Annotated in this window: 19 protein-coding genes and 1 riboswitch; of the genes, 10 read left to right on the top strand and 9 right to left on the bottom strand. The window is 30.2% G+C overall.

The window, feature by feature from the left end; all coding sequences use genetic code 11:
- Window positions 1-78: 78 nt before the first annotated feature.
- Window positions 79-1,854 carry an AMP-dependent synthetase/ligase gene (locus tag EGM88_RS00095; protein ID WP_123895842.1) on the bottom strand — a complete coding sequence of 592 codons (1,776 nt, stop codon included), beginning with the start codon at window positions 1,852-1,854 and terminating at the stop codon, window positions 79-81.
- Window positions 1,855-2,028: 174 nt separating this feature from the next.
- On the opposite strand from EGM88_RS00095, the gene pheT reads away from it, so the two are divergent.
- Window positions 2,029-4,461 carry a phenylalanine--tRNA ligase subunit beta gene (gene pheT, locus EGM88_RS00090; RefSeq protein ID WP_123895841.1) on the top strand — a complete coding sequence of 811 codons (2,433 nt, stop codon included), beginning with the start codon at window positions 2,029-2,031 and terminating at the stop codon, window positions 4,459-4,461.
- Between the two features lie 3 nt (window positions 4,462-4,464).
- A complete protein-coding gene (locus EGM88_RS00085) occupies window positions 4,465-5,484 on the top strand; it encodes a quinone-dependent dihydroorotate dehydrogenase (RefSeq protein WP_123895840.1) in 1,020 nt (339 codons plus the stop codon).
- Window positions 5,485-5,580: 96 nt separating this feature from the next.
- Here EGM88_RS00085 and purL read toward each other — a convergent pair whose 3' ends face one another.
- Window positions 5,581-9,273 carry a phosphoribosylformylglycinamidine synthase gene (gene purL, locus EGM88_RS00080; RefSeq protein ID WP_123895839.1) on the bottom strand — a complete coding sequence of 1,231 codons (3,693 nt, stop codon included), beginning with the start codon at window positions 9,271-9,273 and terminating at the stop codon, window positions 5,581-5,583.
- A gap of 193 nt (window positions 9,274-9,466) precedes the next feature.
- On the opposite strand from purL, the gene EGM88_RS00075 reads away from it, so the two are divergent.
- From EGM88_RS00075 to EGM88_RS00065, 3 genes are all read left to right on the top strand, one after another.
- Window positions 9,467-11,146: a PNGase F N-terminal domain-containing protein gene (locus EGM88_RS00075; protein WP_123895838.1), complete on the top strand. Its 1,680-nt coding sequence runs from the start codon at window positions 9,467-9,469 to the stop codon at window positions 11,144-11,146.
- Between the two features lie 182 nt (window positions 11,147-11,328).
- Window positions 11,329-11,553: riboswitch (cobalamin riboswitch) on the top strand.
- 34 nt (window positions 11,554-11,587) lie between these two features.
- Window positions 11,588-13,417, top strand: a complete 1,830-nt coding sequence (locus EGM88_RS00070; RefSeq protein ID WP_123895837.1) for a TonB-dependent receptor plug domain-containing protein — start codon at window positions 11,588-11,590, stop codon at window positions 13,415-13,417.
- 5 nt (window positions 13,418-13,422) lie between these two features.
- On the top strand, window positions 13,423-14,454 hold the full coding sequence (locus EGM88_RS00065; protein ID WP_123895836.1) for a YncE family protein: 1,032 nt from the start codon (window positions 13,423-13,425) through the stop codon (window positions 14,452-14,454).
- A gap of 114 nt (window positions 14,455-14,568) precedes the next feature.
- On the opposite strand, the gene EGM88_RS00060 is transcribed toward EGM88_RS00065, so the two are convergent.
- From EGM88_RS00060 to EGM88_RS00040, 5 genes are all read right to left on the bottom strand, one after another.
- Complete coding sequence (locus EGM88_RS00060; RefSeq protein WP_123895835.1) at window positions 14,569-15,426, bottom strand: fructosamine kinase family protein; 858 nt, start codon at window positions 15,424-15,426, stop codon at window positions 14,569-14,571.
- Between the two features lie 55 nt (window positions 15,427-15,481).
- Window positions 15,482-16,102 (bottom strand): hypothetical protein, encoded by a 621-nt coding sequence (locus EGM88_RS00055; RefSeq protein WP_123895834.1) that lies wholly within the window; start codon window positions 16,100-16,102, stop codon window positions 15,482-15,484.
- Between the two features lie 218 nt (window positions 16,103-16,320).
- Window positions 16,321-17,526: an RsmB/NOP family class I SAM-dependent RNA methyltransferase gene (locus EGM88_RS00050; RefSeq protein WP_123895833.1), complete on the bottom strand. Its 1,206-nt coding sequence runs from the start codon at window positions 17,524-17,526 to the stop codon at window positions 16,321-16,323.
- 63 nt (window positions 17,527-17,589) lie between these two features.
- Window positions 17,590-18,354, bottom strand: coding sequence for a TIGR02757 family protein (locus EGM88_RS00045; RefSeq protein WP_123895989.1), 765 nt, complete (start codon window positions 18,352-18,354; stop codon window positions 17,590-17,592).
- Entirely contained in the window at window positions 18,351-18,800 is a 450-nt protein-coding gene (locus EGM88_RS00040) for a methyltransferase family protein (RefSeq protein WP_162497515.1), read from the bottom strand. The genes EGM88_RS00045 and EGM88_RS00040 overlap by 4 nt, the downstream gene beginning before the upstream one ends.
- Before the next feature lie 93 nt (window positions 18,801-18,893).
- On the opposite strand from EGM88_RS00040, the gene recG reads away from it, so the two are divergent.
- The 3 genes from recG to EGM88_RS00025 all read left to right on the top strand — a co-directional run bounded on the left by recG (window position 18,894) and on the right by EGM88_RS00025 (window position 22,630).
- Window positions 18,894-21,026: an ATP-dependent DNA helicase RecG gene (gene recG / locus EGM88_RS00035; RefSeq protein ID WP_123895831.1), complete on the top strand. Its 2,133-nt coding sequence runs from the start codon at window positions 18,894-18,896 to the stop codon at window positions 21,024-21,026.
- 302 nt (window positions 21,027-21,328) lie between these two features.
- Window positions 21,329-22,189, top strand: a complete 861-nt coding sequence (locus EGM88_RS00030) for an N-acetylglucosamine kinase (RefSeq protein ID WP_123895830.1) — start codon at window positions 21,329-21,331, stop codon at window positions 22,187-22,189.
- Between the two features lie 78 nt (window positions 22,190-22,267).
- Window positions 22,268-22,630, top strand: a complete 363-nt coding sequence (locus tag EGM88_RS00025) for a methylglyoxal synthase (RefSeq protein ID WP_123895829.1) — start codon at window positions 22,268-22,270, stop codon at window positions 22,628-22,630.
- Here the strand turns inward: EGM88_RS00025 and EGM88_RS00020 are convergent.
- Together EGM88_RS00020 and aroB are read right to left on the bottom strand one after the other, a co-directional pair.
- Window positions 22,623-23,003, bottom strand: a complete 381-nt coding sequence (locus EGM88_RS00020; RefSeq protein WP_123895828.1) for a RidA family protein — start codon at window positions 23,001-23,003, stop codon at window positions 22,623-22,625. The two genes, EGM88_RS00025 and EGM88_RS00020, sit on opposite strands and share 8 nt — an antisense overlap.
- 79 nt (window positions 23,004-23,082) lie before the next feature.
- Entirely contained in the window at window positions 23,083-24,150 is a 1,068-nt protein-coding gene (gene aroB / locus EGM88_RS00015; protein WP_123895827.1) for a 3-dehydroquinate synthase, read from the bottom strand.
- Window positions 24,151-24,236: 86 nt separating this feature from the next.
- Between aroB and EGM88_RS00010 the strand changes: the two genes are divergently transcribed.
- Both EGM88_RS00010 and EGM88_RS00005 read left to right on the top strand, forming a co-directional pair.
- Window positions 24,237-25,412 (top strand): proline dehydrogenase family protein, encoded by a 1,176-nt coding sequence (locus tag EGM88_RS00010; protein ID WP_123895826.1) that lies wholly within the window; start codon window positions 24,237-24,239, stop codon window positions 25,410-25,412.
- 188 nt (window positions 25,413-25,600) lie between these two features.
- Complete coding sequence (locus EGM88_RS00005; RefSeq protein WP_123895825.1) at window positions 25,601-26,338, top strand: hypothetical protein; 738 nt, start codon at window positions 25,601-25,603, stop codon at window positions 26,336-26,338.
- The last annotated feature ends 129 nt before the right edge of the window (window positions 26,339-26,467 follow it).

The following is a 26,467-nucleotide window of genomic DNA, read 5'->3' as shown; positions in this document are numbered from 1 at the left end:
TAATCCCAATTGGGATTTTACCCTATAAAAAAGAGGTAAAGATTATTTTTTATAATCTATTAGATAAGCACAAAGATATTAATTACTATATATTTTGTTGTATAAATCTTTATATATTTCTTTAATTACGGCACGTTTCATTTTCATAGTTGGGGTTAACTGTCCTCCATCAATGCTCCAGATGTCTGGAGTTAATTCAAAAAGTTTAATTTGTTCCCATTTTCCAAAGTTTTTATTACATCTGTCAACATCTTTTTGAATACGCTCAATAACTTTAGGGTTTGATGAAATTTCTTGATTGCTTGAGCCTATGGTTAGATTTTTTCTTTTAGCCCATTCTTTAATAAACTCAAAATTTGGTTGAATTAAGGCTGCTGGCATTTTTTCACCTTCGCCAATTACCATAATTTGCTCTATAAATTGAGATTCTTTTAATATGTTTTCTAATAAAGTAGGTATAACATATTTACCACCAGAGGTTTTAAACATTTCTTTCTTTCTACCTGTAATTTTCAAGAAACCATCACTATCAATTTCACCTTTATCTCCAGTATGAAAATACTCACCAGTCATTACACTAGCAGTTTTTTCATCATCTTTATAATATCCCATCATTACATTGGGTCCTTTAACTAAAACTTCGCCGTCTTCAGCAATTTTAGCTTCAACATTTCTTATGGGTTTACCTACAGTACCAATTTTAAACATGTTATTTGCATACATATTCACACAAATAACAGGAGATGTTTCAGTAAGACCATAACCTTCCATAACATACATACCTGCTGCACAAAAAATTCTTGCTAATTTAGGATTTAAAGCAGCACTACCAGAGACCATAGTTTTTAAATGACCACCCAGAGCTTCTTGCCATTTACTAAAAATTAATTTTCTAGCTATTTTCAGTTTAAATTCATACCACCATCCATTGGCTTTATAAGGTTCATATTGTTCACCTAGTTCAACAGCCCAATAAAATAATGCCTTTTTTATACCAGATAATTCACCTCCTTTAGCATATATTTTGTCATATAATTTTTCTAACAAACGAGGTACAACACTCATCATATGGGGTTGAACTTCTTTGATGTTTTCACCAATTTTATCTAATCCTTCAGCAAAGTAAACTGTACACCCTGCGTATTGATATAAATAAATTAATAAGCGTTCAAAAATATGACAGATAGGTAAAAAGCTTAAAATTCTGGTTTCTCCATCTGTTAAAGGTAGTCTAGGTTCACTATCTAAGGCATTACTTACTATGTTATTATGAGAAAGCATTACACCTTTTGGTTTTCCTGTGGTACCAGAGGTATAAATAATAGTTGCTAAATCGGTATGTTTTACTTCACTTTTTCGTTGGTCTAATTCAGCCTGATTGTTTAAATCTTTACCCAATTCAAATAGTTCTGAATAATGTTTACATCCTTCTATTTTGTCGTAACTATAAACTTCTTTTAGTTTAGTTTTATGCTTAATTTTATTTACTTTTTTTAAGACTTCACTGTCAGAAACAAAGCAATAAATAGATTCACTATGATTTAATACATACTCGTAGTCTTCAGGTGAAATTGTTGGATAAATAGGAATATTTTGAGCTCCTGTTTGCAATACACCAATATCGGTTATATTCCATTCTGTACGGTTTGTAGAAGATATAATTGCAATTTTATCATCTTTTTTAACGCCCATTTTTAATAAGGCTCTACTCAGTGCATTTGCCTTATCTAAGTATTCTTGAGTAGAGGTTTTTATCCATTTTCCATCATATTTAGTTACTAAAGCAGCATCTAAATTATATTTTTCCAATTGATAATAAGGAAAATCAAATAATCGTTTAATTTCTAAAGGCATTAGTATAAGTTTTTTGGGTACTGCAAAGTATAAAAATATACGTGATTATACAAATAGGAATTTAAGAATGTTTTTTGTGTTAAATTAATATTTTTAAATAGTAAAAATTATGGATTTGCTTTTGCCACTAGTAAAATGGAATGATTATCTTTGCAGACCTAAAAAAACATTTAAATGAAGATTTCTTATAATTGGCTACAACAATTTTTAAAGATTGATTTAGAAGCTGAAAAAGTTGGTGAAATATTGACTGATTTAGGATTAGAAGTAGAAGGAATAGAAAAGGTTGAATCTGTAAAAGGTGGCCTAAAAGGAATAATTGTAGGTGAAGTGTTAACTTGTGAAAAACACCCTAATGCCGACCGATTAAAAGTAACAACTGTAGATTTAGGAAATGGAGAACCTTTACAAATTGTTTGTGGTGCTCCAAATGTTGCGGCAGGTCAAAAAGTACCAGTAGCAACAGTTGGTACTACCTTATATGATAAAGAAGGTAATGCGTTTAAAATAAAAAAAGGAAATATTAGAGGTGAAGCCAGTCATGGTATGATTTGTGCCGAGGACGAATTAGGTTTAGGTGACAGTCATGATGGAATTTTAGTACTTGACAAAAAAACAAAAGCTGGTACACCTGCTTCTGAAATTTTTGAAGTTTCAACAGATTATGTGTTTGAAATAGGCCTAACACCTAATCGTTCAGATGCGATGAGTCATTATGGAGTGGCTCGTGATTTAAGAGCTGGACTTTTTCAACAAAACATACAGACAGAGTTAATTACACCTTCTGTGAGTAGTTTTGATGTGGATGTACGTTCTTTAAAAATTCAAATAGAAGTAGAAGACAAAAATCAGGTGCCTCGTTATGCAGGTGTTACTATTTCTGGTGTTACTGTAGAAGAGTCTCCTAAATGGATTCAAGAGAAGTTAATTGCCATTGGAGTAAATCCAATTAATAATATTGTTGATATTACTAATTATGTATTGCATGAATTAGGACAGCCATTGCATGCTTTTGATGCCGCAAAAATAAAAGGTAATAAAATTATTGTTAAAAACTTACCAGCTGATACAGAGTTTGTAACTTTAGATGGTGAGTCTAGAAAATTACATGAAGATGATATTATGATTTGTGATGGTGAGTCAACACCTCTATGTATTGCAGGTGTTTATGGAGGGTTAGATTCTGGAGTTACTGAAAAAACTACAGCTATTTTCCTAGAAAGTGCATATTTTGATCCAGTTTCTATTCGTAAAACAGCAAAAAGATTTGGATTAAATACCGATGCCTCTTTTAGATTTGAAAGAGGAATTGATCCTAATATTACAGATTATGCATTAAAAAGAGCTGCCATATTAATTGAAGAAATAGCTGGGGGTCATATATCTTCTGACCTTGAAGATATATATCCAAATAAAATTGAAGATCATCAAGTACGTTTTACTTTTGACAAGGCAGACAAATTAATTGGTGATAAATTAACACCTGATACTATAATAGACATTTTATCTTCTTTAGATATTAAAATTAATAACAAAACTGAATCTGGTTTAGGTTTAACTATTCCAGCTTATCGGGTAGATGTTACTAGAGAAACTGATATTATAGAAGAAATTCTGAGAGTTTATGGGTATAATAATGTTAAAACTTCAGCTAAGTTAAACACTTCTATTTCTTATGCTTCTAAACCAGATATAAATAAATTACAGAATTTAATTTCGAACCAATTAGTGAGTCAAGGATTTTATGAAATGATGGCTAATTCTTTGACAAGTCCTAATTATGCTGAACTTTCTGAGCAAATTGACAGTAAACATAATGTACAAATGCTTAATCCATTAAGTACAGATTTGTCAGTAATGAGGCAGACTTTGCTGTTTAGTGGGTTAGAGGCTGTGGCTTATAATATCAATAGAAAAAATAGTGATGTTAAGTTATTTGAATTTGGAAATACATACCAAAAATTTGATGGTAAATATGATGAGCAGAAACATTTTTCTTTACTAATTTCTGGTAATAGATATGATAATAATTGGTTGGTTAACACTAAAAAATCAGATTTCTTTTTTGGAAAAGGAATTATTCATTCTATTTTAGAAAGAGTAGGAATTAATTCTTTTCAATCAACACCTACTGAGAATGATTTTTTTGCAGAAGGAATTTCTCTATGTGTTGGTAAACAAACCATTGTTGATTTTGGAGTTGTAAAACCTAAAATCACTAAAGATTTTGGTATTAAACAAGAAGTTCTTTATGCTGATTTTAATTGGGATGCTATGCTTCAATTTATAAAAAATAAATCAATAAAAGTTAGTGATTTAGCTAAATTTCCAGTAGTTAAAAGAGATTTTTCATTATTATTAGATAAGAGTGTTACGTTTGACGAAATTTATAAATTGGCTTTTAAAATTGATAGAAAAATATTGAAATCAGTTGATTTATTTGATGTTTATGAAGGTGATAAATTGCCGGAAAATAAAAAATCTTATGCAGTTAGTTTTATGTTACAAGATAAAAATCAAACATTAACTGACAAACAAATAGATGGCGTAATGAAAAAGTTACAACAGGCATTTGAAACCAAATTAAAGGCAGAATTAAGAGCTTAGGTAATGTATAAATTCATCAGAAAAATACTTTTTTTATTCGATCCTGAAAAAGTCCATCACTTTACATTTTCTTTTATAAAAAATAGTTTTAAAATTCCTTTTGTAAAATCTATAGTAAAAAATAATTTTACAATTACAGATAAAAAGTTAGAGCGTAATCTATTCGGACTCACTTTTAAAAATCCTGTAGGTTTGGCTGCAGGAATGGATAAAAATGCATTTTTGTTTGATGAGTTTTCTTATTATGGCTTTGGATTTGTAGAAATAGGTACTGTAACTCCAAAACCACAAAGTGGTAATCCTAAAAAAAGATTATTTCGTCTAAAAGAAGATGAAGGAATTATCAATAGAATGGGGTTTAATAACCAAGGTGTTGATGCTGCGGTAAGAAGATTAAAGAAGAAAAAAACAACTATTATTATTGGAGGAAATATTGGTAAAAATAAGGTTACACCCAATGAAAACGCTATTGACGATTATATTATTTGTTTTAATAAGTTGTTTGACGTTGTAGATTATTTTGTGGTAAATGTAAGTTCTCCAAATACTCCAAACTTAAGAGATTTACAAGAAAAAGAACCATTGACAAAACTGTTAAATACCTTACAAGTAGAAAACAATAAAAAAGCCAAAAGAAAACCAATATTACTTAAAATTGCACCAGATTTAACTGATACACAATTATTAGATATAATAGATATTGTAGAAACTACAAATATTGATGGTGTAATTGCTACAAATACTACTATTTCTAGAGAAGGATTACAATCAGATAATAAAACGGAAATGGGTGGATTAAGTGGAAAACCTTTAACCCATCGGTCTACTGAAGTGATTCGATTTTTATCTGAAAAATCAAATAAATCATTTCCAATAATTGGAGTTGGCGGTATCCATTCTGAACAAGATGCCCTTGAAAAAATTGAAGCGGGTGCTGATTTAGTTCAAATTTATACAGGTTTTATCTATGAAGGACCTAAATTGATTAAGCGTATTAATAAGGCATTATTAACTGCTGTTTAATTTGCATTAGTTGTTCAAAAAAATAAACCTCTCTTTAGTTATAGATAAAGAGAGGTTTTTTATTAAAATACTATAAAATGTATTGATAAGCTCAAATTAAGATCTATTTTTTTCAATCCACTTTCTAGCATTAACAAAAGCTTCTAGCCAAGGAGAAACTTCGTCTTTTCTATCTTGCGGATAGTTTGCCCAATTCCATTGAAATGTTGAACGTTCAATATGTGGCATAGTTACCAAATGACGTCCCGTTTTATCGCATAACATAGCGGTATTATAATCAGAACCATTTGGATTATGAGGATATTCTGCATAGCTATATTTTGCAACAATGTCATAATTTTCTTCAGCCATAGGTAAGTTAAATTTTCCTTCTCCATGACTAATCCAAACTCCTAAAGTAGAGCCCGCTAATGAAGATAACATTACTGAGTTATTTTCTTGAATTTTTACAGAAGTAAAAGAACTTTCATGTTTTTGAGAGTTGTTATGTAACATTTTACCATGAATATCGTGGTCAGAATTAATAACTTCTAGTTCCATAAACAATTGACAACCATTACAAATACCAACTGATAATGTGTCTTCTCGTTTAAAGAAATTATTGATTACTTTATTGGCTTTTTCGTTATATTTAATAGCACCAGCCCAACCTTTAGCAGAACCTAATACATCAGAATTGCTAAATCCACCTACTGCACCTAAAAATTGAATGTCTTCTAAAGTTTCTCTACCTGAAATTAAATCAGTCATATGAACATCTTTTACATCAAAGCCTGCTAAGTACATGGCATTAGCCATTTCACGTTCAGAATTACTTCCTTTTTCACGTAAAATTGCAGCTTTTGGTCTAGCTGTAGTTGGTTTTGATTCAACAGATATATCTTTTAATTTACCAGTAAAATGTTTAGGGAAATTAAATTTTAATGGCTGATTTTTATAATTATTAAATCGATCTTCGGCCAAACCATTAGCGGTTTGTTGGTTGTCTAATAAATAAGAAGTTTTATACCAAACATCACGTAATTCAGCAATGTCTAAAACTAATTTTTCATCTAAGTTTTGAATACTTAACGTTTCTGAAGTATTTACTTTACCAATAGAATAAAACTCAATAGAAGCTTCATTTAATATTTTTTCTACAGAGCTATCATTGGCTTGAAAAACAATTCCAGTATTTTCAGAAAATAATAGTTTGGTAGTATCTTTTTCTTCAATGCATGACAAATCTATTTCTGCACCTAAATTGTTCTCAGCAAAACACATTTCTAATAATGTAGTAATTAATCCTCCTGAAGCAACATCATGTCCTGCTACAATTTTATCCTTTTTTATTAGGTTTTGAATGGTATTAAAAATAGTTTTAAACTGTTTAGAATTTTTAATTGTAGGCGTGTTGGTTCCAACTTTATTTAAAATTTGAGCAAAAGAACTACCTCCTAACTGGTGTTTATCTAATGAAAGATTTATATAATAAATATTTCCTTTGTTTGGTTGAAAAACTGGTTCTATAACATTGGTTATATCATTACAATGAGCTGCAGCAGAAATAATAACTGTACCAGGGGAAATTACTTCTTCATTAGGATATTTTTGTTTCATAGACAAAGAATCTTTACCTGTAGGAACATTAATACCCAATTCAATAGCAAAATCTGAAAGAGCTTTAACAGCTTCATATAAACGTGCATCTTCGCCTTCATTTCTACAAGGCCACATCCAATTTGCAGATAGTGAAACACTTTTTAATCCATCTTTTAAAGGAGCCCAAATAATATTAGTTAAGGCTTCTGCCACGGAATTTCTACTACCGGCTATAGGATCAATTAACCCAGAGATTGGAGAGTGTCCAATGCTTGTTGCAATACCTTCTTTACCTTTATAGTCCAGAGCCATAACTGCACAGTTATTAAGTGGTAATTGAAGTGAGCCAGCACATTGTTGTTTGGCAACTTTACCACCAACACATCGGTCTACTTTATTAGTTAACCAATCTTTACAGGCAACCGCTTCTAATTGTAATACTTGTTTTAAATAATAAGAAAACTTTTCAGCAGAGTAAGTTAAATCTTCATAGGTACGTTTAACAGTTACATCTTTCATTATAGTTTTAGGAGAGCTTCCAAACATATCGGCCAATGCTAAATCCATTGGTTTTTTATGAGTTGTTTTCGATTCAAAAGTAAAACGATGATTGCCAGTAACGTCACCAACAGTATAAATAGGAGAACGTTCGCGGTCAGCAATACGTTGTAAGTTTTCTAAATATTTTTTACCAATTACCAATCCCATTCTTTCTTGAGATTCGTTTCCAATAATCTCCTTAGCAGATAGGGTTGGGTCACCTATAGGGAGGTTATCTAAATTAATAATACCTCCAGTTTCTTCTACTAATTCTGATAAACAATTCAGGTGTCCGCCAGCACCATGGTCATGAATGGAAACAATATGGTTTTCGTCACTTTCTACCATTCCTCTGATGGCATTTGCTGCTCTTTTTTGCATTTCTGGATTTGAACGCTGTACGGCATTAAGTTCAATACCACTTTCAAACTCACCAGTATCAGCAGAGGAAACTGCGGCACCACCCATACCAATTCTATAATTATCACCACCTAGTAACACAATTTTATCTCCCGTTTTTGGAGTTTCTTTTATGGCTTGTTGAGCTTTTCCGTAACCAATACCACCAGCTTGCATAATCACTTTGTCATATCCTAGTTTTCTAGAATGCTCTTCATGTTCAAAGGTTAATATAGAACCACAAATTAAAGGTTGACCAAATTTATTACCAAAATCAGAAGCACCATTAGAAGCTTTAATTAAAATATCAATAGGTGTTTGATATAACCATTGACGAGCAGGCATTGCTTTTTCCCAAGGTCGGTTTTCTTCTAATCGAGAATAGGAGGTCATATAAACAGCAGTTCCCGCTAAGGGTAACGAGCCTTTTCCTCCAGCTAATCTATCTCTAATTTCACCACCTGATCCTGTTGCAGCTCCATTGAAAGGCTCTACGGTTGTAGGGAAATTATGAGTTTCTGCTTTTAATGAAATTACAGAATCAAAATCTTTTACCTCATAAAAGTCAGGCTTGTCAGCTGTTTTAGGAGCAAATTGTTCTACTTTAGGACCCTTTATAAAAGCAACATTGTCTTTATAAGCTGAAACAATATCATTAGGATGCGTTTCTGATGTTTTTTTAATCAATTTAAACAATGAGGATGGTTTTTCTTTACCATCAATCACAAAAGAACCATTAAATATTTTATGGCGACAATGTTCACTATTGACTTGTGAGAAACCGAAAACTTCAGAATCGGTTAATTTTCTTCCTGATTCTTTAAGTAATTTTGCTGACAATTTTTCTAGATATTCTATTTCATCCTCACTTAAAGATAATCCTTCTTGTAAATTATAAGCTGCAATATCATCAATTTCTAATATTTCTTCTGGTTGTATATGGATGTCAAAAATTTGCTGATTTAATTCCTTATACTTTTGAAAAAGCATGGGGTCAAAATCAGTAAAACTATCTTCTACAGCTTTAAATTCTTCTATCCTAATAATACCTTCAATACCCATATTTTGAGTAATTTCAACAGCATTTGTACTCCAAGGAGTAATCATTGCGGCACGAGGTCCAATAAAAAAAGCATTAATAGTAGCCTGTTGTAACATGGTATTATTACCAAATAACCAAGTAAGTTTGGCTATGGCTTCTTTAGATAAATTGTTTGTTGCTTGTACGGCAAATACTTTAGTTTGTGGTTTTCCAAAAAAATAGATCATTACATCGGTTTTTGTGAGCCGTAAAAATACGTTTTTTAATGTGTTAGTTTGTTTTCCAATTCTGTAATTTGTTTAAATGTTTTTAACAAGTTTTTGTTAGTATCTCAACAGGTTATTTGTTTATATTTTTTAAGAATGCCTTTACATTTGTTGTAGATATAATAAATATTCAATACAATCCAATTCGCATCTCATGAAAAATATAATCTATACCTTATTTTTAATTATTCCTTACGTTGTTTATTCGCAAAAAAATATTAAAACGTATACGATTACTTATGAGAATATTTCAAATGGTAAAAAGAGTGATAGAAAAACTATAGTTACGTATCAAGACCAAATTTTATTTCTATCTAATGCTAATGATAACATACAACAATTTGTAAATTACAATACGGAAGAGGTGGTAAATACTATAGAATATAAAGGTAATATTTATAAAGAAGTTACTTCTTTTGATAGCTTGCCTAAACCAATTTTTCAAGATAAAACAGAAACTATTTTGGGCTATAAATGTAAGTATGCAAAATATACCTATTTTTCTAATACTATAGAAGTTTGGTTTACTGAAGAAGCAAAAGTAAAAGGTTCTCCGAGTGCAATTTTTTTACCTACTAAAAATGCCTTGGTTTTAAAAATGGTTAGAAATGGGAATAGAACTTCGTTAGCTAGTGCTATTGATAAAATTAAAAAAGCTGAACCTAGAAACTATCTTGCAGATAAGGCACAAGCTGTTACTGGACCAGAATTTGAAGAGATTAAAATTAATTCTCGTTTTATAAAAGTTCCAATTTTTGAGAATGAAACGGTAAATTTTGATGGTAGTATTAAAGCACCTGATACTGCTAATCTTAAAATTGACAAAACATACCGTTTGAGTGTTGGTTCTGTAATTATGAAAAAAATAAAATTAACACCAGAGTTAAAAAATAGTGGTAATGTATTTGTAACGTTGCAATGTCGTTCAGATGGAGATGCCTATGACCGTACTGGTTCTGTTTTTATTATTCCAGAGAATAATCAAAAATCAGTAATGGATGCGTATCTAAAAGGATTAGATCAATTACCTGTATATACCGATAATTTAGGCCAGAAATATCAAGGAATTGTAAAAACCGAGAATTATAATCCTCCAGTAGAATTGATGCGATTTTTTACCTCATTTGGAGCGGGGCATTTTAATGATAAGCGAGTTATTAATAATTATGATTGGGCAGAAGATGTAAGATACAAACAAGAGGTTACCTCTTTAATACCTAACGATGTTGATGAGGTTTGGGTAGGTGTTTTTATTGGAAATTATGCTAAAAATGGACATAAAGTAAGTCTTGAATTAGATTTTTATCCTTCATTTGGTCATGAAGAAGCAAATACAATAAAATATATAAATCCATTATTTTCTACTGTCAATACTTTAGAAATGTCTGGTCAAAATTATGGACGACTTTTTAAAACAGATACGCTTACTGTTGATTTTGAAGTTGATGATCATATAAAAGATTTACAATTGCTTTATACTACTACAGGTCATGGAGGATGGGGAAGAGGAGATGAATTTGTACCTAAACTAAATCGGATTTTAATTGATGGTGAAGAAGTTTTTAAAATAGTTCCATGGAGAACAGATTGTGCAACTTATAGATTTTCCAATCCTGCTTCAGGTAATTTTGGAAATGGATTGTCATCAAGCGATTTAAGTCGATCTAACTGGTGTCCAGGTACACCTACACCACCTTATTTTATACCTTTAAATAATTTAAAACCGGGTAAACATACCATTCAGGTAATTATAGATCAAGGTGAAGACGAAGGAGGTAGCTTTAGCCATTGGGGAGTAACTGGTGTGTTGGTAGGTAAAAAATTATTGAATTAGTTTTTTATATGCCATAGTTTTTAAATCAAAACAAGGTTGTAGTTATCAAATAGTGTTCGACTCTGAGAGCACAATAATAATAGTGTTTTATGATTTATAGAATCCTAATTTTTCTATAGTTTTTTGGTATTTTATTTTCTTATTTTTTATGTTTTTATTCTTTGTACTTATACCTTATTAAGGTATCTTTGCCTTGTATTGGTTTTACACTATTTTTTAGTAACAAATAGTGAAATTAAAAGGGAATTCTGTTAAAATCAGAAGCTGTTCCCGCAACTGTACGCTTAGTCTCTTTTTTTAGAGATGCTTATTGTAAATAACTACTTACCACTGTTTTGATTGTTTCAAAATGGGAAGGTTCACAATAAGACGCAAGCCAGGAAACCTGCCAATTACAATAAAAATTTATAAACAAATTACCTGTTCGGGATAAACAGAATTATGAGATATTTTATCACTTTCTTTTTATTATTATCTGGGTTTTATAGTTATTCTCAATTAGGGCAGGTCAATGTGTTGGATACTATTTTTTTAATTGCAGAAAAACTCGAAGATAAATCTGTAGGACAACCAATTTTAAAAATAAATAAAGCGGTATTAAATAATTACCGCCCACAATTAATTGAAGTTTTACAATTTGAAACTCCTATTTATTTCAAAGAAAATGGATTGGGAATGGTATCTTCAGCATCATTTAGAGGTACTACAGCTCAACAAACAGCTGTAGTTTGGAATGGAATAAATATTAATTCTACATTTTTAGGGCAAACGGATTTTAATTTAATTAACACACAAAACGTTTCAGAAGTATTAGTGCGGCCCGGTGGAGGAAGCTCACAGTTTGGTACAGGAGCTATCGGTGGTGTAGTTTATTTAAATAATACATTAGAGGTTGACCAAGAAAATAGCCATAAACTTTACACTTCCTTTGGTAGTTTTAACACCAGAAATATAAGTACAAACCACAATATTTCAGGAAAGAAAACCAATTTAGAAATAGGGCTAAGTTATTTAGATTCTGATAATGATTATAAATATCTAAACTCTGAGAATCATAACGAGAATGGGCAATTTTATAATATAAATGCATCTCTAAATGGTGTGTACAAACCAAATGCTAAAAATACCTTTAAACTATATTCGAGTTGGTTTTCAAGTAAAAGGCATTTGTCAATTGTAGAAACTACGCAAACACGTAATAAGTTTGATGATGAATATTTACGATTATTAGCTGAATATGACTATAGCTCAGGAAATACTAAATCTGTTATAAAGTTAGCATTATTAAATGAAAAGTATCGATTTTATCCGCAATTAGGGACTAAAGAAGGTTCAAATAACGGAAATGGATTTACATATATAGCCAATTATAATTATCAAAAACAATTTAAAAAAGTTATATTAAATATAGGAGGTGAGTATAGTTTTGCAACGGCAACAGGAACAAATTACGATAATGTAAAAAGAAATACGGGAAGTGCTAATGTTTATTTAAAACATAAATTGGCTAGAAATTTTACTTATCAAGCAACGTTGCGGGCAGAATTGAATGAAAATTTTAAGAGTCCTATATTATTCTCTATTGGTACGAGTTGGCAAGCCTTTCCAGAATATGCCTTAAAAACATCTATATCTAGAAATTATAGAATTCCAACTTTTAATGATTTGTATTGGCCAGGAGCAGAAAACCCCGATTTAAAAGCAGAATCATCTTTGCAATATGAACTTTCTAATGAATTTGTATTTGACAAATTTAAATTTAACCTGACAGCTTTTTATAATAATATTGACGATTTAATTCGTTGGTTGCCCTATTCTGGTGATTTATGGCAACCTATAAATACCAATAGTGTTGCTTCTTATGGTATAGAAACTTATATGCAATTTGCTGTAAAACTTAACAATCATAACTTAAAAATAAATGGGTTGTATAGCTATACAGTTTCAAAAAATAAAGAGACCGATTACCAGTTAATATATGTGCCTTATCATAAAGCTACATTAGGACTAAATTATAAGATTAAGAGATTTTCAACAAGTTTAAACACCATATATACGGGTGAAGTTTTTACGCATACCGATAATAATCCAAATACAGTATTGGATGATTTTTTATTGACCAATTTATCGGCAAGCTATATATTTGGTAAAAAGTACAATTGGATTGTTGGTTCTGGCATTAATAACCTTTTTAATAGTAATTATAAAACCATGGCATACAGACCTATGCCAGGTATAAACTATCATATTAATTTAACTTTAAAACTCTAGTAAAAATGATTAAACAATTTATTAAATTAAGCACACTTTGTTTCGTAATTCTTTTAGGATTTACTTCATGTGATTCAGATGATCAAGATCCTGTAATGCCTAAAGGCGATTATGAAAATGGTTATTTTGTTGTTAACGAAGGTAATTTTGGAACTCCTAACGGATCTGTAACTTTTATAGATGATAATTTGCTACAAGAAAACAATGAAATATTTCAAAGTGTAAATTCTACTACTCTTGGTGATGTAGTGCAATATATAACCTTTGAAGATGATTATGGTTTTATTGTGGTAAACAACAGTAATAAAATTGAAGTTGTAAATAGATATACTTTTGAAAGTGTTGCTACCATTACAGAAAATTTACAACTACCAAGATATGCAGTTGTGGAAAATGGAAAACTGTATGTAACCAATAGTGGCACAAATTCAGTAGAGGTTTTTGATGCTAATACTTTTGCATATATTAACTCAATTGATATCGATAAAACTGTTGAAGAAATTGTTGAAGAAAATGACTTATTATATGTAATGAATGCTAGTTTTGGGTTTGGAAATGAAATTACAGTAATAAATACTCAAAGTGATACTGTAGTAAAAACAATTACTGTTGGAGACGGTTTAAATTCTATAGAAGTTGAAGATGATATTTTGTATGCGTTGCATAGTGCAGGAATTACAAAAGTAAATACAGCAACAAATGAAGTAATCGGTGAAGTTCCTTTTGAAGATGGACTTTTAATGGCAAGCAAACTGGAAGTAGATGATAATTATATTTATTTTTTATCAGGATCTAAAATATTTAAATATAACAAAGATGTTACTTCTCTTGCTAATACAGAACTTGTAGATACTCAAGTTGAAGATGCATCGTGGTATATCGGCTATGGTTTTAATGTAATTGACAATAAATTATTTTATACTGATGTGAAAGGATTTTCTGAAAATTCTGAGGTAAAGGTATACGACCTTAATGGAGATTTGTTAACTACATTTAATGCAGGTATTGGTGCGAATGGAGTTTATGAGAATGATTAATTAAAAGAATAACGATAAACTAATGAATATAAAGTTCACTAAGAAAAAATAAAATAGTTTCTTAGTGAACTTTTTTATGAAGTATAATTAAGTACTATTAGAATTGTTTTAGGTTTAAAAATAGTTTTTTAAAATAGACTTTACAGAAGGGTAGTAAGAATTTCCAAAAAGGTTTAAATGGACAAGCAAATAGTACAATTGATACAATTGAATACAATCTTTATAATTTTCAGATTTAGGTAGTATAGCGTGATATGCCTTATAAAAAGAAGGAGGAAAACCTCCAAACAATTGAGTCATAGCTATGTCAACTTCATTATGTCCATAATATATTGCCGGATCTATCAGATAAGGTTCGCCGCCCGTTGAGATTAGAAAATTGCCAGACCAGAGATCTCCATGTAATAATGTAGGCTGTGCTTTTTTACAAAAAGTATTTATAATGTTAATTAGGTGTTCTTTAGTTGGAACTTCGTCAGGTTTTAATAAGTTTTTCTCTAAAGCCAAATCAAACTGAGTATACAATCGTTGTGTAGTATAAAATGTAGCCCAATGGTTGTGTTTTTTATTTGGCTGTGGTAAACTTCCAATATAATTATCTGTAGCATAACCATATTTATTAGAAATAATACTGTGTAATTTAGCCAATTGGGTTCCTAATTTTTCAAAATCGTTATGAGATGGTTGCTTAGTAGGTATGTACTCCATTAAAAGGTAAGCAAATTGCTCAAATTTGCCACAATCAATTGGTTTAGGAGTTTTTATAGTTTGTGTGTTTGCGAGTTCAGTTAACCCAATTTTCTCTTTCTTAAACATTAAAAAAGCCTCAGTATTTGTATTTGTTTTTAGAAAATAATCTTGTTTTTCTGAATGGATTACATAGGCTTGAGAAATATCACCACCAGAAACAGAACTATAATTTAAAATTGAGGTTTGTAGTTTCTCTGATAGAAAATTAAGAAATACTTTCATACTTCCAAAGTACTAAACATTTTAAGAGTAAATACAATAAAATTTTGAGTAATTATTATTTTTTAACCCCAGTGTAACCTATTATTTTATCTTTAAAATATACTTTTCCATAGTCGAATACTGGTCGAACAGGAAAGTCTAAGTAATAGGTGATTTTAGACCCACTAATTTTCATTTTTTCTAAAGATTGTACTGATGGAGATTCTTTTTTCTTTTTTTTAAGGCCTAACATATTGGTGCGATATGTTTTTGCTTCAAAGTTTGTATAGTTTTCTAAAGGATAATTTTCAAAGTCTTCATAATTACGATTATCAGCCTTAGATTTTAAATAGATTTTTTTATCAGCTCTGTAATAATAAATGGCAACAGGTCTAATTCTCCATTTTTTTTCTTCATCGGTAAGTGCAAATAAATTAAAATCTAATTCTTTAGCTTTATGATGTAATTTCTCAATATTAACCTGTACGCTTAGGGTTTGTAGTACTTTTTGTTCATAACGATAAGGTTGTGACCATAATTTTTTATTATGAATAGATTTACCGATGGTAATTTTATAATCTTCTTTTGACTCATTATCGTTTTGAGCAGAAACTATAGTAATTGGAGTTGCAAAAACAAGCAACATCAAAATGGGGAAAAATAATTTATTTAATTGCATAACAGGTTGTATTATCATGATTTTTAAATAGCTATATCATAAAACGTACCAATATCAGCTTAATTGTATTAAAATTCAGAATTATATTTTGAATAACTAAAGCTGTAATAATAGGGTATAGCAACAAGAATAAGTATTTTTTTTCTTTAAGATATGTGTTAATAATCAAAAAAACAGAAAAATAATTTTATTGTCACTTTAACTTATTGATTTAAGAACTATTAAAAATAAATGATTTAAACAGTTCTTTCTAAAAGAGCCATGTAAAAACCGTCATAACCAGATTTGGCAGGTGAAACTTTTTTCTCTTTAAGTAGATTAAAATTCTCATGTGTTTTTAAAAAGTTTTGTACTTGTTTTTCATTTTCTGAAGGTAAAATAGAACACGTAGCATAGACTAATTTGCCACCTACTTTTAAAAATTTGGAATACGTTTGAAGAATTTCTGCTTGAGTTCTTTTTATGTTTTCTATAAAATCAGGTTGAAGTTTCCATTTTGCATCAGGATTTCTTTTCAGCACACCTAATCCACTACAAGGAGCATCAATTAATACTCTATCTGCTTTATTGTATAGCTTTTTAATAACTTTAGTACTATCAATATGTCTAGGCTCTATATTATGGGCACCAGCTCTTTTGGCTCTACGTTTTAGTTCTTTAAGTTTATTTGCATATATATCTAATGCAATAATTTGTCCTTTATTTTCCATTAATGCTGCTAAATGTAAAGTTTTACCTCCTGCACCAGCACAGGCATCAACAACTCGCATTCCTGGTTTTACATCAAGGTATGCCGCTACTAATTGTGACGAAGCATCTTGTACTTCAAAAAAGCCATTTTTAAAAGCCTCTGTTCTAAATACATTTTTACGTTCTGTTAATTTTAAAGCATCCGGGTAACCGTCAATAGATTCAGTAGCAATCTCTTCTTCTAATAAAAGTTTGTGTAATTTTTGTGAATTGGTTTTTAAGGTATTGGTTCTTAAAACAACATCAGCTTGTTGGTTTAATGCGTAAATTTCTTTATCCCATTGCTTTCCAAGTTCTTTTTCTCCTAAGACATCTAACCAATCAGGAATAGATTCACGAATAGCACGATTGCTTTGAAATTCATCAAACTTACCTTTTAAACGACGAACAGGAGTACCTTCAAATTGCTTCCAATCTGGTAAGGTAATGCCTTTTAAAGTAGCCCAAACTGTAAATATTTTCCATAAATTTTCTTGAGTAAAATGATTTTTTGTACCCGCAATTTCGTTGTATAATCGTTTCCAACGAACACAATCATATACTGTTTCTGCAATAAAAGCTCTATCACGAGCACCCCAACGAGAATCTCTTTTTAAGGTTTTTTCTACAACTTTATCGGCGTACAAGCCGTCATTGTATATATAATTGAGCGAGTCTATAACTGCTAGGACTAAATTTCTGTGTAAACGCATTAACTATTAATTTGAAGTTGCAAATGTAACTAATAATACTGTCAGTTAGCATGTGTATAAAGACTAAAACTTTTCAAACACTCCCAAACCGAATAAAGCAAAATCATATTTTACTGGATCTTTTGAGTCTAGCTTTCGTAAATTTGTATCAAGTTCAGCCAAGGCTTTAGCATCATTTTGCTTTCTCGTTAATAGTTCTAATTTTCTAGCAACATTACCAGAATGTACATCTAAAGGACAAGAAAGTACAGCAGAAGAAATAGATTTCCAGATGCCAAAATCTACACCAGCATTGTCATCTCTCACCATCCAACGTAAAAACATATTAATACGTTTTGCAGCAGAACCTTTTAATGGATCTGAAATGTGTTTTTGTGTTCTTGGCAAGTGATTCAATTCAAAAAATACTTTTTTTAAATGGTGGATGGCATTTTGGGTTGAATTATTTTTAATGTGGTTTAAAAATATGGACTCTAAGCCTCCATAATTTTTGTAAATATGTTGTAATGCTATAATAAAATAGGTAAAATCTGAACCATTAAAAGTTCTATGAACAAAATTTTCTAAAGGTTTTAATTCCTTCTTTTTATGATTTATAATAAAATCGTAGGGACTATTATCTAATAATTCCATCATTTTATTGGCATTATTAATAATCATTTTTCTATTTCCCCATGCTATAGTTGCAGTTAAAAAACCAGCAATTTCAATATCTTCTTTGGTTGAATAACGATGTGGAATTTGAATTGGGTCTGACTCAATAAATTTAGGGTTATTGTAGGTTTCAACTTTTATGTCTAAAAATTCTTTAAGGGCTTCAGGTGTCATATCCATCGACGTGTTTTTTTACAATAAATAGTAAAATTTTCTCCAAAAATTTTGTGTAGTATTTGTTCTTCTAGTTTTATTTGAAAAGTGGTAATATACCAAACAAATAGAATTAACAGTATTAAATTATAGTAGTTTCCAAAGATTATAAACAACCCAATTAAAATTAGTAATAATCCTAAACACATCGGATTTCTAGTATATCTATATATGTTTGTAGTAATTAGTTTAGAAGCTTTTAAAGGATGTAATGGGTCAATTGAAGTGTTTACTGTTTTGAATAATAACACCGAAATTAATCCAACAATTACACCTAAAATAAAAAACAACCAGGCAAAAACATATTGAAATGGAAAAGTAAATTGTTTGCCAAAAGATTGGCTTACTCCGTACATAAGTGCGGCAATTATTAAAAATTGTAATGCTGGAGGAATTTTTAGTTTCAAAATTTTATTGACTATTAATAATGTTTCCAAATATAGAAAAATCATATTCGTTAAAACTATTCAAATTACTATCTTCGTTGTTAAAACAAATTTTTGGCTTTTACTAATTTACATACTTCTATAGAATACCTAAAAGGTGTTGGATCTGCAAGAGCAGATATATTACGTAAAGAACTTGGAATTAGAACGATGTCAGATCTTTTGCATTTTTTTCCAAACAGATACATCGATCGTACTCAGTTTTTTAAGGTGAATGGCCTTTTGCAAAATTCAGCAGAAGTACAAGTAGTGGGTAAAATAACTAATATAAAAACAGTACAGCAGAAAAGAGGAAGTCGCCTTGTAGCTACTTTTTCAGATGACACTGGTAGTATGGAATTGGTCTGGTTTAAGGGTGTTAAATGGATAAAAGAATCGCTAAAAATCAACACGCCTTATGTGGCTTTTGGAAAAGTAAATTGGTTTAATGGTACTTTTAGTATGCCACATCCTGAATTAGAATTAGTAAAGGATTATAAAAAAAGTTTGCAATCTGCTATGCAACCGGTATATCCATCTACGGAGCTATTATCCAAAAAAGGAATAACCAATAGGGTAGTGGCTAAAATAATGCAGAATTTATTTTTAGAAGTAGGAAATAAATTTCAGGAAACGCTATCAGAAGATGTAATAAAAGAATTGAATTTATTATCTAAAAGTGAAGCTTTATTTAATATTCATTTTCCACAAAATCAACGTCTTTTAACTCGAGCCCAACAACGTTTAAAGTTTGAAGAATTATTTTTTATTCAACTTCAGTTGATTCGGAAAAATATGATTCATAAAACCAAAATAAAAGGTTTTGTTTTTGATACCATAGGTACTGTTTTTAATACATTTTATAAAAACCACTTGCCTTTTGAATTAACCAATGCACAAAAAAGAGTTGTAAAAGAATTGCGTAGAGATATGAGTACTGGAGCACAAATGAATCGTTTGTTACAAGGCGATGTGGGTTCAGGAAAAACTATTGTTGCTTTGTTAACGATGTTAATTGCTATTGATAATGGATTTCAAACGGCATTAATAGCTCCGACAGAAATATTAGCAAATCAACATTTTACGGCCGTTTCAGAGTTGTTATCAGGTATGGATATTCAGGTGAAATTACTTACAGGATCAACCAAAACAAAAGAGCGAAGAATTATTCATGAAGTTTTAGAAGACGGTTCTTTAGATATATTGATTGGTACACATGCATTATTTGAAGATAAAGTACAATTTAAAAATTTAGGGTTAGCTATTATAGATGAACAACATCGGTTTGGAGTAGCACAACGGGCAAAAATGTGGATGAAAAGTCCTGTTGGGGCAGCTGAAGGCGTTCCGCCGGTACCACCACACATTCTTGTAATGACGGCAACTCCAATTCCTAGAACGTTAGCTATGAGTGTTTATGGCGATTTAGATGTTTCTGTAATTGACGAGATGCCGCCAGGCAGAAAACAAATTGTTACAGCACATCGCTATGACAGTAATAGGCTGAGTGTGTTTAAATTTATGAAAGAAGAAATTGCCAAAGGGAGACAGGTTTATGTTGTTTATCCATTAATACAAGAATCACAAAAATTAGATTTTAAAGACTTAATGGATGGTTATGAAAGTATTTCTAGAGAGTTTCCAAATCCGCAGTATCAAATAAGTATTGTACATGGGCAAATGAAAGCGGCTGATAAGGATTATGAGATGGATAGATTTTTTAAAGGAGAAACTCAAATTATGGTAGCCACAACGGTTATTGAAGTTGGGGTTAATGTGCCTAATGCTAGTGTAATGGTAATTGAAAGTGCAGAGCGTTTTGGGCTTTCTCAGTTACACCAGCTTAGAGGTAGGGTAGGCCGTGGTGCTGAGCAAAGTTATTGTATTTTAATGACTAGTTTTAAATTAACGAGTGAGGCCAAAACAAGAATGGAAACCATGGTAAAAACCAATGATGGTTTTGAAATTGCCGAAGTAGATTTAAAATTGAGAGGTCCTGGAGATTTAATGGGCACACAACAAAGTGGAGTATTAAATTTAAGAATTGCAGACATAGTAAAAGATTCAATTATTTTAAAAAAAGCGAGAGAAATGGCATTTAAAATTCTAAAAAAAGATCCTAATTTAATTGATGAAAAGCATAGAAATATTAAAAGAGCCTATCAAGAAGTAACAAGAGGAAAAGCCATTTGGGCTAATATAAGTTAATGTTTTTCAAGCACAATAACCTTTATAAAGATTTTAAAACTACGATTAAATAAATTTAAATTACAAATAAAAAAAAGCCCTAAAATTTTTTTAAGACTTTTATAGGGGAAAAAGGAGTTGTTATAATTTTAATTTGTATAGCAAAAGTATGATTTACAAAGCATTATATTTTCATTTTTTAAATTAGTTATGAACCGTAATATTAACAGTTTAAAAAAAAAAGAAATTTGTAAAATATTATGACGTTTATCATCTTTTTTTTTGATTAAGTTGATTACTTTTACTTTTTAATTTAATTTATTATGACGATAATTACAGATAGCGGTTCAACTAAATGTGACTGGATAACCATAGATGATAACGGAATACAACTGTTTGAAAAAGTAAGAACAAAAGGATTAAATCCTGCCATTTTAACACCTGGAGAATTGATGGGGAGAATTCAGGAAAGCGACAAGCTAATGGAACATAAAAAAGAGGTAGATCATATTTATTTTTATGGAGCTGGTTGTGGTACTGAAGAACCCAGTATGGCGTTAAAGCGAGTATTGGAAAAAATATTTCCGAATGCAGAAGTTACTGTAGCTGAAGATACATTAGCGGCCATTTACTCGGCAATTGATAATAATGAGCCTGCCGTAGTTTGTATTTTAGGTACAGGTTCTAATTGTACGTATTATGATGGTGAAAAAATAGATCAACGCGTAAAATCTCTAGGATATATTTTAATGGATGATGCCAGTGGAAATTATTTTGGTAAACAATTAATAAGAGATTATTTCTTTAAACATATGCCAGAAAATCTTAGAGTATCTATGGCAGAGCGATATAATATGGATGAAGATTTTATAAAGTATAATTTATACAAACAACCAAATCCGAATGCATATTTAGCTAATTTTGCAGAGTTTTTATTTTTAAACAAAGACAATTCGTACTGTACGGATTTAATTAAAAAAGGAGTACGAATTTTTGCTGAAAATATGATAATGCAGTTTAAAGAAGAATTAAAAACTGTACCTGTACATTTTGCAGGATCTATTGCGTATTATGGACAAGAACAAATAAAAGAAGTAGCAAAAGAAATGGGATTTAGAGTTGGTAATTTTGTAAGAAGACCTATTGAAGGTTTGGTTCATTACCATGCAAAAAATATAAAATAATATTACGACTTAATAATTTCTTAATCTATTAGATTTTTTATTTTTATAGTTTCGTCGTCTAATAAATAGTAACTAATTATGGAAATTGCTTTAATAGCACATGATGGTAAAAAAGCTGAAATGGTTCAGTTTTTAAATGAACATAGAGAAATTTTAGAAATAAAAAATATTACACTCATTTCTACAGGTACTACTGGAGAAAAAGTTGAGAAAGCAGGATTTGAAGTGCAAAGATTACTTTCTGGTCCACTTGGTGGTGATGCTCAAATAGCGGCCAGAGTGGCAGAAGGCAAATGCAATATGGTATTATTTTTTAGAGATCCGTTAGAAAAACATCCTCATGAACCAGATGTATTAATGTTAATGAGACTGTGTGATGTTCATGATGTACCTTTAGCAACAAATCCTGCTACAGCTAATTTATTAATTAGTGCTATTTAACAGCGATTACTGAAATTTCTACATTTACATCTTTAGGTAAACGAGCTACTTGAACGGTTTCTCTTGCTGGTGCAGTATTATCGTTAAAATACGAACCATAAATTTCATTTATTTTAGAAAAATTATCCATATCTGAAATAAATATAGATGATTTTACTACATTTTCAAAAGTCATATCGGCTTCAGCCAATACAGCTTTAAGGTTTTCCATTACCTGTTTGGTTTCTGTCTGAATATCTTCTAAAATTAAGTTTCCGGTTTCAGGATTAAACGCAATTTGTCCGGAAGTAAAAAGCATATTACCAACCATTACTGCTTGGTTGTAAGGACCTATCGGAGCAGGTGCTTTTGAAGTTGTAATTATTTGTTTCATTATATAATTGTTATATTTTCTATTTTACAAAAAGCATTACTATAAATAGTTATAAAGCACTAGTAAACACATTACATTATTATTTACTATAATATTCTAATCCTTCAATTACAGAAGCTAAACTTGCTTCTCCATCAATAATAAAATCGGCAATATCTTTTAATAAAATATAACGAACAGTTCCTTTTATATTTTTTTTATCATGTTTCATCAATTCTAAAATTGAAGCATAGTGTTTTTTATCAATAGTTACTTTTCCGTAAGTTTTTAAAATATATTGCTTTAGAGTTTCTAATTTATTTTGAGGGAACCCATATTGTTGATTAGAAATATAACCTTCAACCACCATACCAATGGCAATAGCTTCACCATGTAATAATCGTTTTAAATCTGGATGATCTAAATAATAAGATTCTATAGCATGTCCAACGGTATGTCCGTAATTAAGTACTTTACGTAAACCAGTTTCTTTGTAATCTTCTAAAACTACTTTATTTTTAATTTGGATTGATTGATAAATAATAGCATCTAAATCTTCACTATTTTTCCATTTATCATGTTCAATTTTATCCAATAACTCAGCATCAAAGGTTACTCCATATTTAATAATTTCTGCTACGCCTGATTTTAATTCTCGTTCTGGTAGCGTTTTTAAATATGAAGTATCTATCAATACCATTTCAGGATTAGAAAATAAACCAACAAGATTTTTTAAATTGTCTAAATCGACACCAGTTTTACTGCCAACAGAGGCATCAACCATGCTTAGTAAAGTAGTAGGAATATTTATAAATTTTATGCCTCTTTTAAAAGTAGAAGCAACAAAACCACCAAGGTCTGTTACCATACCACCACCAATATTTATAACTAAACTTTTTCGATCAGCTTCTAGCTCAGTTAATTTTTTCCAAACGTTAACACAGGTAGTAATATTTTTATTTATTTCGCCAGATTTTATCAATATGGTTTTAACTGAAATATCTTTAGAAATTTTAGTTTTAAATATAGGTAAACAATATGTATTAGTGTTTTCGTCAGCCAACACAAAAATTGTATCTATTTTATTATTAAAGATATAGCTGTTTAAATTTTGATAAGCATCTGCATTAAAATAGATAGAATAATCAGTAGATTTAATTGGTTTCATACGGTATAAAAAATATTTGCGAATTTATTGAAAATTAAATTACTAAAACGAACTTCTTTCTATATTTGTGAAAAGTAATAATACTAATGAACAATATATTTGAAGATACAAAAACGGCATTTGCTTTAAAAACCGATTCAGAATTAGAGCGTGCCTACTTTTTATTTAAATTAATAAAAAGTGAACCATTGGTAAGAATTGGTACAGCAGTAACTAACTTTGCTTTAAAAGCACATTTGCCAGTAGAACAACTAATTAGAGCCTCTGTTTTTGATCACTTTTGTGGAGGAGTAACAGAAGAAGATTGTTTGTCTGTAATAGACAAAATGTATGATTTTAATGTCCATTCTGTATTGGATTATTCTGTTGAAGGTAAAGAGACAGAAAATCAATTTGATTTGGCTTTAGAAAAAACGCTACAAAATATAAATTTTGCTAAAGAAAAATCTAGTATTCCATTTGCGGTTTTTAAACCTACAGGTTTTGGTAGGTTTAAGTTATATCAAAAATTAACAGCTGGCGAAACGTTTACCGCAGAAGAACAAAAAGATTGGCAACGGGTAGTTGCTCGTTTTGAGACTGCATGTAAAGCAGCTTATGATAAAGATGTATGTTTATTAATTGATGCAGAAGAAAGTTGGATGCAAGATGCTGCTGATAATTTAATAGAGTCTTTAATGGAAAAATACAATACAAAAAAGGCTATTGTTTATAGTACATTACAAATGTATAGATGGGATAGACTTGACTATTTAAAACAAATACATGAGAGAGCGTTAGCAAAAGGATATTATATAGGTATGAAATTAGTACGAGGAGCCTATATGGAAAAAGAGCGAGAAAGAGCAGAAGAAAAAGGATATCCATCACCAATTTGTGCCGATAAACAAGCAACAGACAGTAATTATGATGCTGGTATTGAATATATGCTTACAGGTAAAAATTTGTCATTATATGCAGGTACACATAACGAATTAAGTACTTTAAAAGCAATAGAATTGGCTACCAAAAAAGGACTAAAAAAAAATGATAACACCATTTGGTTTGGTCAGTTATATGGTATGAGCGACCATATTACATACAATCTTGCAAAAGAAGGTTATAATGTTTCAAAATATTTACCCTATGGAGCTGTTAGAGAAGTGATGCCTTATTTGATACGAAGAGCAGAAGAAAACACTTCGGTAGCAGGGCAAACCAGCCGAGAGTTAAGTTTATTAAAAAAAGAACGCAACAGACGTAAAAAGGAAGGCAGGTTATAATATTAGATTTTCTTTTTTTAAGTTTAATTTATCCGTTACTTAACGGTTAAGTAACGGATAATTTTTTAGTACACCTATGCAGAAAATCAATAATTATAAGGGTTTTTATTAAATTTTCAAAAAAATTATTATATTTAGAGCCATAACGGATATAAACGCAATACGTTTATACAATTGTTGCCAAACATATGAAAAAATCGCTTGGATTAGTAATTACACTTTTTATTACAGCTCCATTACTCTGGAATTGCAATCAAGAAAAAACACTGTCCGGAATTGAATTTGAGCAAGCTGTTTTTTATGAAGTATTTCCTGCCGTCATAGATTCCATCTATTATGACTGGCGGCTAATTCCGCCTCCACCACCTCCACCTGATTTTCTTGAAAAAAGAGGTTACGATGTCAAAAGTGACTTCAAAAAAGCATACGACAATTGGGAAAAGTCAGATGAATACAAAAAAAGAAAAATTGACTGGGAAAACAAAAGAGACTCAATTAAACAAGATACTACTTCAATTTTTCTTGCAATATCTGATTCAATAAATCAGTTTGAAAGAGAAGATATGTACGAATTAATAAAACATTTTAAAAAACAAAACTTAAGCATAGATTCAAAAGGTTTTGATTTGGAAAAAGGATTTAAAGTTGACCTAAATAAACTGAACACCAATAATGATAAGCTTAAATTTAAATCCCAAGCGGAATTCCCAAAAGGACGTGAATTTTGGACAACTAATTATGATTTCTATTTAGATGCATCAATTGGATTTAATAGAATTCTATTCGATAAAAATAAGTCCTTCGGAGTGTTTAATGTTGGACTTGTAAGAGGTAGGCTCAATGGAACTGGATGTCGTATTTTCATTAAAAAGGATGTGAACGGAAAGTGGGTAATTGACAAAATAAAAGGAACTTGGATTTCTTAAATAATACGTTTGGCAACAAAGTACTGTGGTAAAAAACAAGTAAAAACTCATTAATTTTTCACTAAAGTACTTTTATAAGAATCATCATATATTAATCCTGATTTAGCAATGGCAAAGGCTTGTTTTAAT

This window comes from Aureibaculum marinum (assembly GCF_003813905.1).
Lineage (GTDB): Bacteria > Bacteroidota > Bacteroidia > Flavobacteriales > Flavobacteriaceae > Aureibaculum > Aureibaculum marinum.
Note: the sequence above shows the minus strand (reverse complement) of the source record. Positions and strands in the feature narration are given on the sequence as shown.

Bases quoted from the DNA above. Each gene is read 5' to 3' on its own strand.
- EGM88_RS00095 (WP_123895842.1), bottom strand. From the start codon at position 1,854: ATGCCTTTAGAAATTAAACGATTATTTGATTTTCCTTATTATCAATTG.
- pheT (WP_123895841.1), top strand. From the start codon at position 2,029: ATGAAGATTTCTTATAATTGGCTACAACAATTTTTAAAGATTGATTTA.
- EGM88_RS00085 (WP_123895840.1), top strand. From the start codon at position 4,465: ATGTATAAATTCATCAGAAAAATACTTTTTTTATTCGATCCTGAAAAA.
- purL (WP_123895839.1), bottom strand. From the start codon at position 9,273: ATGATCTATTTTTTTGGAAAACCACAAACTAAAGTATTTGCCGTACAA.
- EGM88_RS00075 (WP_123895838.1), top strand. From the start codon at position 9,467: ATGAAAAATATAATCTATACCTTATTTTTAATTATTCCTTACGTTGTT.
- EGM88_RS00070 (WP_123895837.1), top strand. From the start codon at position 11,588: ATGAGATATTTTATCACTTTCTTTTTATTATTATCTGGGTTTTATAGT.
- EGM88_RS00065 (WP_123895836.1), top strand. From the start codon at position 13,423: ATGATTAAACAATTTATTAAATTAAGCACACTTTGTTTCGTAATTCTT.
- EGM88_RS00060 (WP_123895835.1), bottom strand. From the start codon at position 15,426: ATGAAAGTATTTCTTAATTTTCTATCAGAGAAACTACAAACCTCAATT.
- EGM88_RS00055 (WP_123895834.1), bottom strand. From the start codon at position 16,102: ATGATAATACAACCTGTTATGCAATTAAATAAATTATTTTTCCCCATT.
- EGM88_RS00050 (WP_123895833.1), bottom strand. From the start codon at position 17,526: ATGCGTTTACACAGAAATTTAGTCCTAGCAGTTATAGACTCGCTCAAT.
- EGM88_RS00045 (WP_123895989.1), bottom strand. From the start codon at position 18,354: ATGACACCTGAAGCCCTTAAAGAATTTTTAGACATAAAAGTTGAAACC.
- EGM88_RS00030 (WP_123895830.1), top strand. From the start codon at position 21,329: ATGACGATAATTACAGATAGCGGTTCAACTAAATGTGACTGGATAACC.
- EGM88_RS00025 (WP_123895829.1), top strand. From the start codon at position 22,268: ATGGAAATTGCTTTAATAGCACATGATGGTAAAAAAGCTGAAATGGTT.
- EGM88_RS00020 (WP_123895828.1), bottom strand. From the start codon at position 23,003: ATGAAACAAATAATTACAACTTCAAAAGCACCTGCTCCGATAGGTCCT.
- aroB (WP_123895827.1), bottom strand. From the start codon at position 24,150: ATGAAACCAATTAAATCTACTGATTATTCTATCTATTTTAATGCAGAT.
- EGM88_RS00010 (WP_123895826.1), top strand. From the start codon at position 24,237: ATGAACAATATATTTGAAGATACAAAAACGGCATTTGCTTTAAAAACC.
- EGM88_RS00005 (WP_123895825.1), top strand. From the start codon at position 25,601: ATGAAAAAATCGCTTGGATTAGTAATTACACTTTTTATTACAGCTCCA.